At 62.6% G+C, this 15,510-nt stretch carries 18 protein-coding genes; 5 read left to right on the top strand and 13 right to left on the bottom strand.

The window, feature by feature from the left end:
• Positions 1 to 35: 35 nt before the first annotated feature.
• The 7 genes from NKI70_RS14055 to NKI70_RS14025 form a co-directional block, all read right to left on the bottom strand.
• Complete coding sequence (locus NKI70_RS14055) at positions 36 to 527, bottom strand: DUF2569 domain-containing protein (protein WP_352698549.1); 492 nt, start codon at positions 525 to 527, stop codon at positions 36 to 38.
• 42 nt (positions 528 to 569) lie between these two features.
• Positions 570 to 2,006 carry an aldehyde dehydrogenase family protein gene (locus NKI70_RS14050; protein WP_352724668.1) on the bottom strand — a complete coding sequence of 479 codons (1,437 nt, stop codon included), beginning with the start codon at positions 2,004 to 2,006 and terminating at the stop codon, positions 570 to 572.
• On the bottom strand, positions 1,969 to 2,394 hold the full coding sequence (locus NKI70_RS14045) for a type II toxin-antitoxin system VapC family toxin (RefSeq protein ID WP_352506370.1): 426 nt from the start codon (positions 2,392 to 2,394) through the stop codon (positions 1,969 to 1,971). The genes NKI70_RS14050 and NKI70_RS14045 overlap by 38 nt, the downstream gene beginning before the upstream one ends.
• Positions 2,378 to 2,773, bottom strand: coding sequence for a helix-turn-helix domain-containing protein (locus NKI70_RS14040; protein ID WP_352698545.1), 396 nt, complete (start codon positions 2,771 to 2,773; stop codon positions 2,378 to 2,380). The genes NKI70_RS14045 and NKI70_RS14040 overlap by 17 nt, the downstream gene beginning before the upstream one ends.
• Positions 2,774 to 2,884: 111 nt before the next feature.
• Positions 2,885 to 4,255 (bottom strand): glutamine synthetase family protein, encoded by a 1,371-nt coding sequence (locus NKI70_RS14035; RefSeq protein ID WP_352690447.1) that lies wholly within the window; start codon positions 4,253 to 4,255, stop codon positions 2,885 to 2,887.
• Between the two features lie 100 nt (positions 4,256 to 4,355).
• Complete coding sequence (locus tag NKI70_RS14030) at positions 4,356 to 5,918, bottom strand: amino acid permease (RefSeq protein WP_352682536.1); 1,563 nt, start codon at positions 5,916 to 5,918, stop codon at positions 4,356 to 4,358.
• Positions 5,919 to 5,940: 22 nt separating this feature from the next.
• Positions 5,941 to 6,765: an N-formylglutamate amidohydrolase gene (locus NKI70_RS14025; protein ID WP_352682538.1), complete on the bottom strand. Its 825-nt coding sequence runs from the start codon at positions 6,763 to 6,765 to the stop codon at positions 5,941 to 5,943.
• A gap of 146 nt (positions 6,766 to 6,911) precedes the next feature.
• On the opposite strand from NKI70_RS14025, the gene NKI70_RS14020 reads away from it, so the two are divergent.
• From NKI70_RS14020 to NKI70_RS14010, 3 genes are all read left to right on the top strand, one after another.
• Complete coding sequence (locus tag NKI70_RS14020) at positions 6,912 to 7,739, top strand: MurR/RpiR family transcriptional regulator (protein ID WP_352682540.1); 828 nt, start codon at positions 6,912 to 6,914, stop codon at positions 7,737 to 7,739.
• 512 nt (positions 7,740 to 8,251) lie between these two features.
• Entirely contained in the window at positions 8,252 to 9,067 is an 816-nt protein-coding gene (locus NKI70_RS14015) for an SDR family oxidoreductase (RefSeq protein ID WP_352698542.1), read from the top strand.
• Positions 9,068 to 9,106: 39 nt separating this feature from the next.
• On the top strand, positions 9,107 to 9,601 hold the full coding sequence (locus tag NKI70_RS14010) for a MaoC family dehydratase (protein ID WP_031211357.1): 495 nt from the start codon (positions 9,107 to 9,109) through the stop codon (positions 9,599 to 9,601).
• A 41-nt stretch (positions 9,602 to 9,642) separates the two neighbouring features.
• Here NKI70_RS14010 and NKI70_RS14005 read toward each other — a convergent pair whose 3' ends face one another.
• Both NKI70_RS14005 and NKI70_RS14000 read right to left on the bottom strand, forming a co-directional pair.
• A complete protein-coding gene (locus NKI70_RS14005; RefSeq protein ID WP_352690440.1) occupies positions 9,643 to 9,810 on the bottom strand; it encodes a hypothetical protein in 168 nt (55 codons plus the stop codon).
• Positions 9,811 to 9,839: 29 nt separating this feature from the next.
• Positions 9,840 to 10,121 carry a hypothetical protein gene (locus NKI70_RS14000; RefSeq protein ID WP_352690437.1) on the bottom strand — a complete coding sequence of 94 codons (282 nt, stop codon included), beginning with the start codon at positions 10,119 to 10,121 and terminating at the stop codon, positions 9,840 to 9,842.
• An 83-nt stretch (positions 10,122 to 10,204) separates the two neighbouring features.
• Here NKI70_RS14000 and NKI70_RS13995 point away from each other — a divergent pair, with 83 nt between their 5' ends.
• Positions 10,205 to 10,846, top strand: coding sequence for a TetR/AcrR family transcriptional regulator (locus tag NKI70_RS13995; protein ID WP_023675343.1), 642 nt, complete (start codon positions 10,205 to 10,207; stop codon positions 10,844 to 10,846).
• A gap of 177 nt (positions 10,847 to 11,023) precedes the next feature.
• Positions 11,024 to 11,263: a DUF680 domain-containing protein gene (locus NKI70_RS13990; RefSeq protein WP_352588218.1), complete on the top strand. Its 240-nt coding sequence runs from the start codon at positions 11,024 to 11,026 to the stop codon at positions 11,261 to 11,263.
• A 103-nt stretch (positions 11,264 to 11,366) separates the two neighbouring features.
• On the opposite strand, the gene NKI70_RS13985 is transcribed toward NKI70_RS13990, so the two are convergent.
• From NKI70_RS13985 to NKI70_RS13970, 4 genes are read right to left on the bottom strand one after another with little or no spacing between them, the layout of a single operon-like run.
• Entirely contained in the window at positions 11,367 to 11,591 is a 225-nt protein-coding gene (locus NKI70_RS13985) for a hypothetical protein (protein ID WP_023675341.1), read from the bottom strand.
• 53 nt (positions 11,592 to 11,644) lie between these two features.
• On the bottom strand, positions 11,645 to 12,223 hold the full coding sequence (locus tag NKI70_RS13980; RefSeq protein WP_023675340.1) for a sarcosine oxidase subunit gamma: 579 nt from the start codon (positions 12,221 to 12,223) through the stop codon (positions 11,645 to 11,647).
• Positions 12,216 to 15,209 (bottom strand): sarcosine oxidase subunit alpha, encoded by a 2,994-nt coding sequence (locus NKI70_RS13975; RefSeq protein WP_352588221.1) that lies wholly within the window; start codon positions 15,207 to 15,209, stop codon positions 12,216 to 12,218. The genes NKI70_RS13980 and NKI70_RS13975 overlap by 8 nt, the downstream gene beginning before the upstream one ends.
• Positions 15,206 to 15,502 carry a sarcosine oxidase subunit delta gene (locus NKI70_RS13970; RefSeq protein WP_292519105.1) on the bottom strand — a complete coding sequence of 99 codons (297 nt, stop codon included), beginning with the start codon at positions 15,500 to 15,502 and terminating at the stop codon, positions 15,206 to 15,208. Before NKI70_RS13970 ends, NKI70_RS13975 begins: the two co-directional genes overlap by 4 nt.
• Between the last annotated feature and the right edge of the window lie 8 nt (positions 15,503 to 15,510).

Genomic DNA, 15,510 nt, shown 5'->3' with positions numbered 1-15,510 from the left:
GACCTTCTTGACTGCTTTCGTGCTCTTGGACGTCATTAGTTCACAAAGGTGTTGGCCACACGTTCCGACCGCATCATGTACGGAACCCAGATGACTGCGGCCCATATCGAGCGCGAAATTCCGCCTACGGTGTCTGCGTCGTACGCATCGGCCAATTCTGGAACGACGGTGGGAAAAGCCAGATGCACAGCCCATGGATCGAGAACGGCATATACCGGCATCGCGAATGCCCAAATCATGTACCAGCCGGGGAATATCTGCCAGCGCTTGAACATGAAGAACAATAATAGGGCCGGGGCCGTAAGGTTTAGTATGCCGGATATCACCAATTCGGCAAGAATCAGCACACCTTGGGACAAACTGTAGGCCTGCCAGTTCTGTAACATGCCGAGATAGTCGGAATTGTGCAGTTGTACCAACCCCAGTATCGGCGTGAGAATCAACCCGAGCATCGGCAGGACAAGCCATCCGCCGATACTCTCGGGACCCTCACGATCTGGCAGCGCCGATTGTTGTGTATCCGCCATTACTCCCCCTCAACAGCGATCGCATGCTTGTCGATCGCCACCTTAGATCACCTCGCGCAGATGGTATGATTTCGGCCTGGTCAGATTGTCGTAGCCGATGGCCGACAGTGCCGCGCCCTTGCCGGTGTCCTTGGCGCCGGTCCAGACCAGCGCCGGGTCGAGATAGTCGCAGCGGTTCATGAACACGGTGCCGGTCTCGACGCGATCGCCGATCGCCGCCGCATGGCCGGTGTCGCGCGTCCAGATCGAGGCCGTCAGCCCATAGGGGCTGTCGTTCATCAGCGCGATCGCTTCCTCGTCGTTGCGCACCTTCATGATGCCGACGATCGGGCCAAAGCTTTCCTCGCGCATGACGCTCATCTGGTGGTCGACCTGGGTCAGCACTTCCGGCGCCAGATAGGGGGAACCTTGCCTGTCGTTGGCCACCTTCATATTGATGTGTGCCCTGGCGCCCTTGCGCAACGCCTCGGCCTTCTGCTCGCGGATCAGGTCGGCGAAGCGCGCCTGCGCCATCGGCCCCATGGTGGTCGCCTGGTCGAGCGGATTGCCGACGACGTAGTTCCTGGTCTCGGCAATGAAGCCCTCGACGAATTCATCGTAGACCTTCTCGTGGACATAGACGCGCTCGATGCCGCAGCAGCACTGGCCGGAATTGTAGAAGGCGCCGTCGACCAGATTGGCAACGGCATGGTCCATCTTTGCGTCCGGCAGCACATAGGCCGGATCCTTGCCGCCGAGTTCGAGGCCGAGCGTCATGAAGGTGCCCGCCGCCGCCTTTTCGATGGCGCGGCCGCCGGCGACCGAGCCGGTGAAGTTGACATGGTCGATCTTGCCGGAGCCGAGCAGCCTTTCAGTCTGCGCGTGGTTCAGGACGAGGTTCTGGAACAGGCCCTTGGGCAGGCCGGCCTTATCAAACGCCTGCTGAAACCGTTCGCCGACCAACAATGTCTGTGCCGCATGCTTGAGGATGACGGCGCTGCCCGCCATCAGCGCCGGGACGATGGTGTTGACGGCGGTGAGATAGGGATAGTTCCACGGCGCGATCACCATGACCACGCCGAGTGGCACCTTCTTCACATAGCGGCGAAAGCCGTCCTTCGGATTGGAGGCCATGACCGGCTTCAGGGCCGCCTCGGCGATCTCGACCATGTAGCTGACGCGTTCCCTGACGCCGCCGAACTCGCCGCCATAGCGCACCGGCCGGCCCATCTGCCAGGCGATCTCCGGCACGATCTCGTCGGTCATGGCGACCAGCGCTTCCAGCATGGCAAGCATGTATTTGCCGCGCTCGACGACCGGCGTCTCAGCCCACTTCTCCTGCGCCGCCTTGGCACGTTCGACCGCGGCACCGATCGCCTGGTCGGTGGCAAGAGGCCGTTCGGCATAGATCGAACCGTCGACGGGGGATTTTATCTTCACGGTTTCCAAAGAGGTCTCCAAATCAACAAGGCACTGTTTTGACGAAGCCGGCCGCGCCATAGGCAAGGATTGCGCGATCGCGGGTGATGATCTCGAGGTTTTTCGAGCGCGCCGTGGCTATGATGATCCGATCCGTTGGATCGTTGTGAACGACGCCGGGCAGGAACGAAGACTCGACCAAAAGCTCACTGTCGATCCCCTCGACGCTCGCTGCCCCGGTCTGCACGAACCGTTCGAACCATGCGAGCGGTGACTTGATGAATGGCAACCGGCCCTTGGCTACAAGCATGCCGATTTCCCAGGCGGACATCACGGAAACGGCGATCACGCTGCCATTTTTGCGTGCGCTGGTCACCTTCTCGACCGCAGCCCTCGTGACCGGCTGCTCCGTTGACAGCCACAGCATGAAGCATGTGTCGAGCAGAACCCCCTCACTCGTCATAGACATTGCCCCAATCCGGATCGGCGGGCGCGGTATAGTCGACGTCCGGAAGCAGGGTGAGCGTCCCGGCCATGCATCCAAACAACGGATCGGCACCCCGAGGCGGCACGATGTACTCTTCCTTGTTGCCGTTCATGTCATCCACGAAATCCACTTGCCCCTCCTCGAAACCAGACCGGCGATCAGGCTCCGGTGGCCTCGCCGCATCATTGGAACTTCCGAGGTGCACCAATATCTCGCTTTCCTGCCGGTCGAGAATTTCAGCGATCTTGCGTATCTCGTCGACCTGCATACGCCGTTCACCGTTCAGTGTCCGCGACAAGGCGCTGTAGTGTATGTTCATGCGGCCGGCCATGCTGCGTACCGTGAGCTTGCGCTCGTTCATTCGACTCATGAACCACGCTTTGTCGACATGGGCTCTACCTTTGGGCAAACGCTGCCTCCTGCGTGTTGCTGGTGCGATAACCGCAACAATATTGCGTAAAGCGCAACGCCGTCAATACCGCTCGAACCCCCTGTGCAGTTCCCAGTCCGTAATCCGGCGGTCGTACTCGAACTGTTCCCAGTGTGCCGTGTGGACGTAATGTTCCAGCACATCGTCGCCGAGCGCTTGCCTCAGCATTTTCGATTCCGCCAGCGTCGCGGTGGCGTCGCGCAATGTCTTTGGAATTTCAGGCAGCTGCGAGGCCTGGTAGGCATCACCGACGAAGGGCTTCTGCAGTTCAAGCTTTTCATCGATACCGGCAAGCCCGGCCGCGATCAGCGCGGCGAAAGCCAGATAGGGGTTCAAATCGGCGCCGCCGATGCGGCATTCCATGCGGATGCCCTTGGTGCCCTCGCCGCAAAGACGGAACCCGGCGGTGCGGTTGTCCTCGCTCCACATGATCTTGGTCGGCGCAAAGGTGCCGGCCTGGAAGCGCTTGTAGGAATTGATGTAGGGCGCCAGGAACCAGGTGAATTCCTTGGCATATTTGAGCTGGCCGGCCGCCCATTGCTGGCCGAGTGTCGACAGCGTCCACTCGGCATTTTTGTCGTAGAACAACGGCGTCTTGCCGTCGGCGCTCCACAGCGAATTATGGATGTGGCTGGAATTGCCGGCGAGCCCGTAATTGTACTTGGCCATGAACGAGATCGCCTTGCCTTCGGACTCGGCGATTTCCTTGGCGCCGTTCTTCAGGATGACGTGGCGGTCGGCCATGTCGAGCGCCTCGGCATAGCGGACATTGATCTCTTCCTGGCCTGGCCCCCACTCGCCCTTCGAATTCTCGATCGGGATGCCGGCCGCCTCCATCTCGTTGCGCAGCCGGCGCATGACGCCTTCTTCCTTGGTGGTGATGCCGATCTGGTAGTCGCCGATGTAGGGCGATGCCGTCTCGAGGCCCTGCCAGTGCTTCTTGCGGGCGGAATCGTAGGTTTCGCTGAACAGATAGAATTCGAGCTCGGAAGCGAAATAGCCGATATAGCCGCGATCCTGCAGCCGCTTGACCTGCTTCTTCAGCATGGCGCGCGGCGAATGCGCCAGGTCGTCATGGGTATGGTGGTCGAGCACGTCGCAGATCACCAGCGCCGTCTTCTCCAGCCACGGAACGCGCCGCAGCGTCGCAAGGTCCGGCTTCATGACGAAATCGCCATAACCCTTCGACCAGCTCGCCGCCTTGTAGCCGGGCACCGGTTCCATATCGATGTCTGCGGCCAAGAGATAGTTGCAGCCATGCGTCTCGTCATGCGCGGAATCGACGAAATACCGGGCCAGGAACCGCTTTCCCGCGAGCCGCCCCTGCATATCGACGATGCAGGCCAGCACCGTGTCGACCTCGCCGCTGGAGACCGCTTGCTTCAACTGATCGAAGGAGAAATTTCCGGCCATTCCTTTGGCACTCCAGCGCTTGTCGTTTCGGGCTTGTCACTTTGAAAAGGAAACGGAAATCCATGGCCGGCACGATGCCGGCCATGGTCATCAGAGAGCGTCAGGCGCCGGCTTCGCCTATGGCTAGCTCGGCTGCCTTGATCGCCGCCTGACGCTTTGCGATCTGGTCGCCGATGGGCGGCCCCTGGAAGCGGCGGTTCTCGAAACCGAACCAAAGCACCGCGGTCAGCACAATGAAGCCCAGGGTGATATAGAGCACTTTGTCGTTCGGCGGCTGGATGGCGATGTAGAAGATGATCGCCATGCCGATGACCGACAGGATGCAAAACAGCTTGAACAGGCCGGCGCCGAGGTTCCATGGGCCGGGGTTCGGCCATTTTTCCGTTCCGAAAGCCATCATGCCGAGCACGATCGGAATGATGAAGGACAGAAACAGGAACACCAATGTCGAATTGACGACGATGGTATAGATGTTCGTGCCGCCGACCGAGATGAACTGGGCAAGAAAGACATAGATGACCTCGAGCACAGCAGCCGTCCAAATCGCATTGACCGGCGTGCGCCAGGTCGGGCTGACCTTGGCTAGCGAGGCCGAGCCGACCGGCATGCCGCCATCACGCGAGAAGGCGAAAAGCATGCGCGAGGCAGAGGTGACCGTTGCCAGACCGCAGAGGAACTGCGCGATCAGGATGCCCAGATAGAGCAGTGTCTTCAGCCACGCCGGCAAGATCGCGTCCATCGTGGCGAAGAACACGCCCCAGCCCTGCTTGGCGCCGGCCGCCAGGTCCGGAATCGCCAGTACGATCGCGCACAGCATCACCCAGCCGATCAGCGACGACCAGACTACGGACGAAACGATTGCCCGCGGAACCGAGTGCGCCGCCCTCAACGTTTCTTCCGAAGTATGCGCCGACGCGTCATAGCCAGTGATGGTGTAAACCGGCAGTAGCAGGCAGAGCAGGAAGAGATACGTCATGGAATCGGACTGCGGGAAAACACCGCCGCCCGCGTCGCCCGAATAGTTCGTGAACGTCCACAGCCGCGTAATGTCGATCGCTGGAGCAAACATCAGGCAGGCGACGATCAGCACGGCTGTTGTTGCCAGGATCAGGAAGCCGGAGGCGTCCGTCAACATAGCCGTCAATTTGATGCCGAAATGATTGAGCAGCGCCTGCAACACGGTGATGAACGCGACAAACCCGACGATCTCACCAGGCGTGCCAGTCATGCCGAAGGCTCCGCCGAAAGTGCCGACGAAGAAGAAAGCAGTACCGATGTTGATGGCGCCGAGCACGGTGATCAGGCCGAGCAGATTGAGCCATGCGGTGAGCCAGCCAGTGAAACGGTTCCCTAGGATGGATGCCCAGTGATAGAGGCCGCCGGCGGTCGGAAATGCAGAGGCGATCTGGGCCATGGCGAGCGCGAAAAATCCCGAAACCATGCACCCGACGATCCAGCCGATGCCAGCGCCGGCGCCACCGATGGACGACGTCGCTTGCGCGAAGGAATTGATGCCGCCTGAGAGGATGCAGATGATCGAGAACGAGATCGCGAAATTCGAGAAGCGGCTCATGCTTCGCGACAGTTCCTGAGCATAGCCCATTCCGTGGAGAACTTTCAGGTCCTCCTTCTTGTCAACTTCGCTGTAACCCGGTGCTACCATTTTAAAGTCCCCTTTTGGTTTCTTAGCTGGCCGATTGAACTGACTTTCCGACTGCGCTTGGTCTGGAGGCCTTGGCCGCTTCGGGCTCCAGATTGAGAAAAATACCGGTGAGCAGATCCGCCCATTTCCGCTGCCCGGCCGCGCCGGCGATCTCGTCGTTGCGGATTTCAATCATTGCGCAGGGCAGCCCGCGCGAGCGCGCATGGCGTTCCAGCGTGAAATAGACCCGGTCGGCCGGCGAATAGGGTTCGTTGACGCCGACGCTGACGCCGGCAAGCCGCTTCAGTGTCGCGATCAGCGGCGCCGCCAGCCGGCGGTCCTCGTCATGGATGATGCCGATGTGCCAGGGCCGGCTTTTGCCTTTGTAGAGCGGCGTGAAGGAATGGATCGAGACCAGCCTGGTCTCCCGCCCGGCCGCCAGGCGCTCGTCGATGACCGTTGCGATCCGCTCGTGAAACGGTCGCCACGCCAGCGCGATGCGCGCCTCCCGCTGGTCGGCCGAAAGTCCCTGGTTGGCCGGGACCACGGTTTTTTCGCTGGCGCTGACCGTCACTATCAGGTCCGGCGCGTCGAGCGGGCGGTTGCAGTCGATGATGAGCCGCGAGAGGCAGGTCTCGACCAGCGTCGCATCGAGCGCCTCGGCCATGCGGCGCGCCACCGACAAGGCGCCCGGATCCCAGGCGATGTGGCGGGAAAGATCCTCGGCGGCAAGGCCGAGCGTTCCGAATTCCGGTGGCAGGAAATTGGAGGCGTGGTCGCAGGTCAGCACGAAGGGGCTCGATCCGCCGGGGTTCGTCACCCTTACGGTTTCAGGCGATGCAAGGCTGGCGGGCCGTGCTGTCTCCATTGTCTGCTGTCCCCGGGGAGCGCTGTATCGTATGTTACGTATTTTGCCTCATTGCGTCCCTGCGGATGATTTCATACAGTTTGGCCGGCTTTGTCAAACGCGATTTCGATAATGCGCTAACGGCACGGCCAGGGTGGGGAAAAAGCATGGTTTCGAGCATTGCCGAACTGATCTCCGACCGCATCGGCACCATGCCGGCCGGCGAGCGGCGCGCAGCGCAAGCGCTGATCGCCAGCTATCCACTGATCGGGCTGAAGACGGTCGCCGAATTCTCGGCTACGGCCGGCGTATCATCGCCGACGATCCTGCGTTTCGTCGCCCGGCTCGGCTTTCAGAACTATCCGGAATTCCAGTCGGCGCTGCAAGACGAACTGGCGGCGCAATTGCAGTCGCCGGCGTCACGGACACTCAATTCCCCGTCGCCGGGCAGCAGCGCCGTGTCGCCGATGCTGGAGGCGACGCTCGACAATATGCGCGAGACATTCCGGCATCTCTCTGACAAGCAGCTTGCCGACATCGTCGCCAAGCTGGCCGACCGGCGCGGCAAGACATTCCTGATCGGTGGCCGCTTCACCGACCCGCTGGCGCGCTACATGGCGGCCCACCTTGCTATCATCAAACCCAACGTCTTCCATCTCGCCGGCCAGGAAAGCGTCTGGCGCGACCGGCTGATCGACATGGGCAAGCGCGACGTGCTGGTGATCTTCGACATCAGGCGCTACCAGGATAGCCTGGTCCGTTTCGCCGAGACCGCCAACCAGCGCGGCGTGCAGATCGTGCTGTTTACCGACCAGTGGCTGTCGCCGATCGCCCGCTTCGCCCGCCACGTCATTGCCGGGCGCACCGCCGTGCCTTCGGCCTGGGACTCATCCGCCGCACTTTTCGTCGTTGCCGAAACGCTGATCGGCGCCGTCACAAGGCAGCTCGAGGCCGACGGCGCCAAACGCATCCGCGAACTGGAAAGCCTGCGGTAGTGCCCCTCCGGAAAGGGACGCGTTTCGCTTCGGTCTAGTCCACTAAAAAACTGATCATCTGCAGGATCAGGATCAGCAAAAAGACGCCAAAGGCAGTCGCAAAAATCGCTGCCAGCAGGACGGTGCGTTGTTTCTTACCCATGGCTTTCCCCCCGAAAGCATAGTCCCCGTCCACGAATACGAATGTCAGTCCCGCCCCACTGCTCGGCCACCTCCCAACTCCTCAAGACCCGCCTGCGGCTTGGGCGGAGGAGTAATGACGACTTGCTTCACGTGCGAAATTAACCGCTTACAAGGTGCTCGCTAACGGAAATGGCCGCATCATTCATCCGACCCATGTCACGGCCGAACGGACACCTTGCCGCTGGGGCTTAACCATTTCAGCCGCAAAGCGCACCATCGCCTCGGTCCGGATACTTTAGCCGTGGCAAGGACAATCGTAGTTCGGCTAGCCTTGTCGACGTGAAGCCGCTTCCTTGAACCAAAGCGCGGTGAATTGCGCGGAGGGTACGATGAGCTATCTGGACGAGCTGTTCTCAGTCGCCGGCAAGACGGCGCTGGTCACCGGCGCCGCGACCGGCATCGGCCGCATGGCGGCGACCGCTCTGGTCAGGGCTGGCGCCAGCGTGATGATCGCCTCGCGCAAGAGCGAGGATTGCGTCAGGGTAGCGGGCGAGTTGAACGGCCTTGGCGCATCCGGCCGGGCGGAAGGTTTTGCCGGCGACGTCTCCAGCGAGGCCGGCATTGCGGCGCTTGTGGCCGAGGTCAGGGCGCGGACCGAGCGGCTGCATATCCTGGTCAACAATGCCGGCATCTCCTGGGGCGCGCCGCTGGAAAGCTTTCCCTACCATGCCTGGGCCAAGGTGTTCGGCGTCAACGTCACCGCGGTCTTCCACCTGACGCGCGAATTGCTGCCTCTGCTCGAGGCCGCCGCCAGCGATGCCGACCCGGCCCGGGTGATCAACCTCGGATCGGTGATGGGCACGCAGCCTTTGGCCGAAGATGCCTACTCCTACTCGGCCTCGAAGGCCGCGGTTCACCACCTGACGCGCATCCTGGCAATCGAGTTCGCCGCCCGCCGCATCACCGTCAACGCCTTTGCGCCTGGCCCTTTCCAGAGCCGGATGACGGCCTTCGCCACCGGCACCGAGGACCAGGCAAGACATATCGGCAACCACGTTCCGATCGGCCGCATCGGCGCACCGGATGACATTGCCGGCGCAACGCTCTATTTGTGCAGCCGGGCCGGCAGCTACGTCACCGGCGCCATCCTGCCGATCGATGGCGGGCAGTCGGTGCAACACGGGCTGACATTGTTCAAGGAATGAGACGCACACCATCCGGCGAGTGAAATGCCGGGGGTGAAGATGGAGGACATCAGCGTGGAACCGATCAGTCTCGATGTGCTTCTGGCCAACGTCGGCAAGGAAGTCGGCGTGTCGCCATGGCGGGTCGTCACCCAGCGCATGATCGACCAGTTCGCCGATGCCACCGACGACCATCAGTTCATCCATTGCGATCCGGAACGCGCCAGCCGCGAAACGCCGTTCGGCGGCACCATCGCGCATGGCTTCCTGTCGCTTTCGCTGTTGTCGGCGATGACCTTCGAAACCATGCCGCCGCTGGAAAACAGCAAGATGGGCGTCAATCACGGCTTCGATTCGCTGCGCTTCCTGGCGCCGGTGAAGACCGGCTCGCGCATCCGCACCCGTTTCGTGCTGGCCGACGTCAAGGTCAGGCCGTCGGGGTGGGTGCAGACGGCGCACGACGTGACGATCGAGATCGAGGGCTCGAAAAAACCGGCGCTGACCGCGCGCTGGCTGACGCTGACGCTGATCGAACGCCAGCCGGAAGCGGTCTGACTCTCGTCAGGCGGAGAAGCCCAAATCTATCTGTGCCAAATCTATTTGGCTTCGGCCGCGACGTACTTCATGTGACGGCTGACCTGCAGCGCAATGTAGACGACCAGTGAACAACCGATTGGGAACACGATCTCGTTGAGGCCGGTTGCGATCGCCTGTGGCATTGCGAGAGCAGCATCATTTGCCGCGGCCGTTTCGATGGTCAGCACCGTGATGCCGCCGCCGAATACCGCGCCTATCAGGGCGCCTGCCAGCGCGAAATGGAGCGGACGCGGTTCTTCCTTCGATGCCAGCGACGCAAGTGTCCAGCCGAGCAGCCCGTATTCGATCGGGCTCGCACCTTGGTGAGCGCCGTGCCGAGGCTGACGCCGGCGCAGACGAAGAACGACCAGGTCACGCCTTGCGCCAGTTCGATCAGAACCTGCGTCGTCGCGGGGTAGGCACCTGCCGCAAATCTGACGGTCAGAATGAGAGCTTCCATGGCGAAGCCGAGCGCGATCGCCAGCCATGCGACAGTCAAGCTTCTGCTTCGTGCCACCCTTGCCCGACGCCGTACAGCGTATATATGCTGCATCCAGCCATCAGTCATAAGGCAGTAGAAAGTTGCAGCTAAGCGTCCAGGAGCGCCGCGAAAAACAAAAGGCCGAACTGCGTTCCGAACTTGTCGACGCCGCACACAAGCTTGTCCAGGAAGAAGGCTATGACGGCCTCACCATCCGCAAGCTCGCCAAGCGCGTTGGCTATGCGCCGATGTCGGTCTATTCCTATTTCGCCGACAAGCAGGACATCCTGTTCGCGCTGGCCGAGGATGCCTTCGAGACCTTGGCCAGGCGCATCGCAAATCATACGGCCGACGACCCGATCGAGGCGCTCAAGGCGGTGCTTGTCGAATACGCCGCCTTTGGGCTGGAAAATCCCAACGAATACCGCACCGTCTTCATGACCGAAAAAGTCAGGCCGCCAGCCGGAAAGACCTTCGCCGAAATGGAGAGCGGCAACCCGGCGATGAAAGTGCTGATCGCGAGGGTCGAAGCCTGCGTTGCCGCCGGTAGGCTCAAAGGCGATCCACGCGCCATCGCCACCATGCTATGGGCGGTCGGCCACGGCGCCATCTCGCTGCTGATCACCTTCCCGTTCTACCCGTTCGGCGACCAGACGACGTTCATCACACGGATCGGCGACATCATGCTCGAAGCCATCGCCGCGCACGAGATTGCGCCGCTCACGCCGCCGGTCAACTGCTGAAGAGCGGCGCTCCTCCCGATCTGCAGGATCTTCTCCGACCGATCTGCGCTGCGGCGCCGAGCGTTCGGCAATTCTCCGTACGCGTACGATTTTGCTTGAACACCGGGAGGCCAGGGCGTATCTGTGCGCAATGCCGTACATGTACGAGAAATTCAATAGCTGAACCGGAGACCGACGATGAAGAAGGCAATCCTCACGCTCGCCGCCCTGCTGGCGCTCTCTGGCGCCGCATTTGCCGGCAGCAGTCAGCCAGCCAAGCAAGAAGCGGCCTGCGTCGACACCAAAACCGGTGCTAAGCTCGATTGCGCGCCAACCGGATCGCTTGAAAAGGCCGATGCCGCGGCCCACAAGGCCGGCAGCAAGGGCCCGAGGCTCGGCATCGGCATCGACCCGTGGATCGTGCCAAGCAGCTTCTGAGCCGATCGGGCGACAATACGCGGTGAGGAAACGAAAGGGCGGCAGCAATTTCCGGCCGCCCATCGTGCCGGCCTCAGCCCTGCTTTTTGTCACCCCGCGCAGATCACTTCTTGCGCTTCTGTCCCACCACGCTTTTGGGCTTGCCGGGTCTTGCCGGTGCGCCGGGAATGGCCGTTCCGGTGATCGACACCGGATCGCTGGCCGGGAATGTATCCTCGAGGCCTTCCTCGAGTTCCTCTTCGATATCCGTCCCAGTGCGCTGCTCGTCTTCGAAAGAGCGCACGGCCGGCGTCTTGACCGGCGACTTCGGCGCGGAGTTCGGCGGCATTTGCATTCTCCCTCGGCTCGCTGTCGCAGAACGGTCGGGCGCGGCGAACATGCCTATGCTGCCGCGTCGCGCGCTGCCTCCGACAGAAAAGTAAAGACATAATCGGAAAAGGAACGCCAGCATTCGACGCGGAACGCGTCGGCCGCCGTGCGCAACAGCACGATTTCGACCTTGCCGAGAATGGTACGCGACGCCGCCCCGACCGGAAAGGCGTCGAGCGACAGATCCTGCGGGCAGCCGGCATTGATCGTCGCCGCGGCAGCCGGACCGGTAACCGATATGGCGACGTTGCGGTGCGAGATGCCGACCGCCGAATGCAGTACGGAAATGCTTGCGCAGTCGGCGAGCGGATCTTTTCCGCTCTCGTCGATGACCAGCCATTCGTCCGGCCCGAGCCACAAGGCCGTGCGTCCGGCCTTTGCCGCCGAGGTTTTCGGCCTTTGCGGCAGAACGACGCCGAGCGCTTTCGAAAGTGCCGCAATCGAGGCTTCCGGCGCGCGCAGCGATATGCGCTCGGCCGGCGGCAGCACGGCAAGTGTAACGCCGGCGGCGGAAAGCGACTGGCCGGCGAGAGCCGGACGGCGTTCGACTGAGGGTCCGGCGGCGTCGGTTTTCAAAGCGGCCTTAGCCATTGAGGCGCTCCCCCTTCTCATCGAAGAACACCATGCCGGTGACCTCCACCTCGATCACCCCGTTCGGCATCGGCACATAGAGCGTCTCGCCCGTGCGATCGCGGCCGCCGGCGACCAGCCCCAGCGCGATCGAGCGGCCGCAATTTTGCGACCAATAGCTCGAGGTGACATGGCCAATCATCTTCATCGGGATTGCCTGCTTCGGGTCCGCGACGATCTGCGCGCCCTCCTCCAGCACCACCTTGGGATCCCTGGTCTTCAGGCCGACAAGCTGCTTGCGGCCCTTGGCGACCAGATCCGGCCGCGCCATGCCGCGAATGCCGACGAAGTCGGTCTTCTTCTTGCCGACCGCCCAGTCGAGCCCGGCGTCGTTCGGCGTCACCGTGCCGTCGGTATCCTGGCCGACGATGATGTAGCCCTTTTCAGCGCGCAGCACATGCATGGACTCGGTGCCGTAAGCACAGGCGCCATGCTTCTGGCCCTCGGCCCATAGCGCTTCCCAGACTGCCTCGCCGTAATCGGCCGGCACGTTGATCTCGAAGCCGCGCTCACCGCTGAACGACATGCGAAACAGCCTGGTCGGCACGCCGCAGATCCGGCCTTCGCGCACCGACATATGCGGCAGCGCCTCATCCGACATGTCGATGCCCTCGACCAGCGGCGCAATGATGTCGCGAGACTTCGGTCCCTGCACGGCAATCACCGCCCATTGCTCGGTGATCGAGGTCAGCCAGACGTTGAGATGCGGGAACTCGGTCTGGAGATAGTCTTCCATATGGTTCATGACGCGCGGCGCGCCGCCGGTCGTCGTCGTCACATGGAAACGGTCGGGTGCAAGCCTGCCGACGACACCGTCGTCATAGATGAAGCCGTCCTCGCGCAGCATGATGCCGTAACGGCAGCGGCCGGGCTCGAGCTTCTCCCATGGATTGGTGTAGAGCAGTTCCATGAATTTGGCCGCATCCGGCCCGACCACCTCGATCTTGCCCAGCGTCGAGGCGTCAAACAGGCCGGCCGTCTTGCGCACCGTGACGCATTCGCGGTCGACGGCGGCATGTATGTCCTCGCCCGGCTTCGGGAAATACCAGGCGCGCTTCCATTGGCCGACATCCTCGAACATCGCGCCTTGACGCTCTGCCCAGGGATGGATCGCCGTCTTGCGGGTCGGGTCGAACAGCGGACCCCGCGCGTGGCCGACGATCGAGCCGAATGTCACCGGCGTATAGGGCGCGCGGAACGTCGTCAGCCCGACCTGCGGGATCGGCTTGCCCAACGTCTCGGCGGCAATCGCCAGGCCGTGCATGTTGGAGGTCTTGCCCTGGTCGGTCGCCATGCCATTGGTGGTGAAGCGCTTGACGTGCTCGATCGAGCGCATGCCCTCATGCACTGCCTGGCGGATGTCCTTGGCGGTGACGTCGTTCTGGAAGTCGACAAAGGCCTTGACCGTCGTATCCGATCCGGCACCGGGTGCTGCACCCAGCATGCCGCGCGACCAGCTCTCGCCGGCGTCGACCTTCGGCTTGGTGCCCTTGGCCGGCCTGCTGCCGGCGTCCTTGGCCGCCTTGGCGCCGGCCGCGTAGGCCTCGTCGATCGTCGCCGACAGCCCGTCGGTGCCGTTGCAGGCGCCGACCGAGACGCAGTCCTGCGCATAAATTCCGGGCACGAAGCGCTTGCTCTCGTCGTTGAAGGCAACTTTGCCGCGCGATTGCGAGAACAGATGCACCGACGGCGTCCAGCCGGCCGACATCAGGATTGCGTCAACCGGCATGGTGCGTTCGCCGCCGCCATTCTTCGGCTGCACAGTCATCGACGACACCCGCAATTTGCCGCCGGCGCGGATCACCGCGCGGCCGAAATTGACCTCGATGCCGAGCGCCCTCGCCTCGTCGATCGCCGGCCCGGTCGGGTTGTCGCGCAGGTCGACAATCGCCGCCACGTTGATGCCGGCCTTTTTCAGGTCGATCGCCGCCGCATAGGCGGAATCGTTCGCCGTATAGACGCCGATATTCCTGCCGACGGCGACGCCGTAATGGTTGAGATAGGTGCGCGCCGCCGACGCCAGCATGATGCCGGGCCGGTCGTTTTCGGCAAACACCATGTGGCGCTCGATGGCGCCGGTCGCCAGCACCACGCGGTTGGCGCGAACCTGCCACAGCCGCTCGCGCGGCAGGTCGCGGCCGGGATTCTGCAGATGGTCGCTGACGCGCTCGACCAGCCCGACGAAATTCTGCGCGTAATAGCCGAAGGCGGTGGTGCGCGGCAGCACGCGGACATTGTCCATCGTCCGGAGCTTGGCAACAGCGGACTGCGCCCAGGCAAAACCGTCCTGGCCTTCGATCCTGGCGCCGCTCTCGAAGCGCAGGCTGCCGCCGAATTCCGCCTGCTCGTCGGCAAGGATGACGCGCGCGCCGGTCTCGGCCGCGGCCAATGCCGCGGCGATGCCCGCGGCACCGCCGCCAAGCACCAGCACCTCGCAATGGGCGAAGCGCGCCGAATAGTGGTCGGGATCCGGCTGGTCAGGAGCGACGCCGAGACCGGCGGCGGCGCGGATCTTGGGCTCGTAGAGGTTTTTCCACGCGGCCTTCGGCCACATGAAGGTCTTGTAGTAGAAGCCGGCCGAAAGCATCGGCGAGGCAATACTGCTGACGGCACCGATGTCGAAAGCGAGCGACGGCCAGCAGTTCTGCGACTGTGCGGTCAATCCGTCATAGAGTTCCTGCACCGTGGCACGAACGTTCGGCGTCTTGCGTGCCGCGTCGCGCTTGATCTCGACCAGCGCGTTCGGCTCTTCGGCGCCGGCCGACAGAAAACCGCGCGGCCGGTGGTACTTGAACGAGCGGCCGACGAGATGGACGCCGTTTGCAAGCAGCGCCGAGGCCAACGTATCGCCCTCGATGCCGGTATAGGGGCGGCCGTCGAAGCTGAAGCCAGCTATCTTTGCCTGTTTGAGCCGCCCGGCGCCGGCAATGCGGAACGTGGCGCTCATTTGGCGGCTCCCGGCAGCTTGGTGGGCTTCGGTTCGCCGGCCTTGTAGGTCATCAGGAACCTGTCGCTGACGGTGTCGCGCACGGCATTGAAGAACCGCGCACAGCCATGCATGTGCCGCCAGCGCTCATAGATGATCCCCTTGGGATTGGAGCGGATGAAAAAGAACTTTTCAAAATCGTCGTCGCTCTCGCCGGCGATGTTTGGGGAACGCGCGATATGCGCCTCGCCGGCGTTGCGGAATTCGAGCTCCGGACGCTCTTCCTCGCAATAGGGGCAGCGGATGAGAAGCATGGTCGGTC

The organism is Mesorhizobium sp. M0500, assembly GCF_040321165.1.
Taxonomy (GTDB): domain Bacteria; phylum Pseudomonadota; class Alphaproteobacteria; order Rhizobiales; family Rhizobiaceae; genus Mesorhizobium.
The sequence above is the reverse complement of the archived record's forward strand: the minus strand, read 5'-3'. Positions and strand labels throughout refer to the sequence as shown.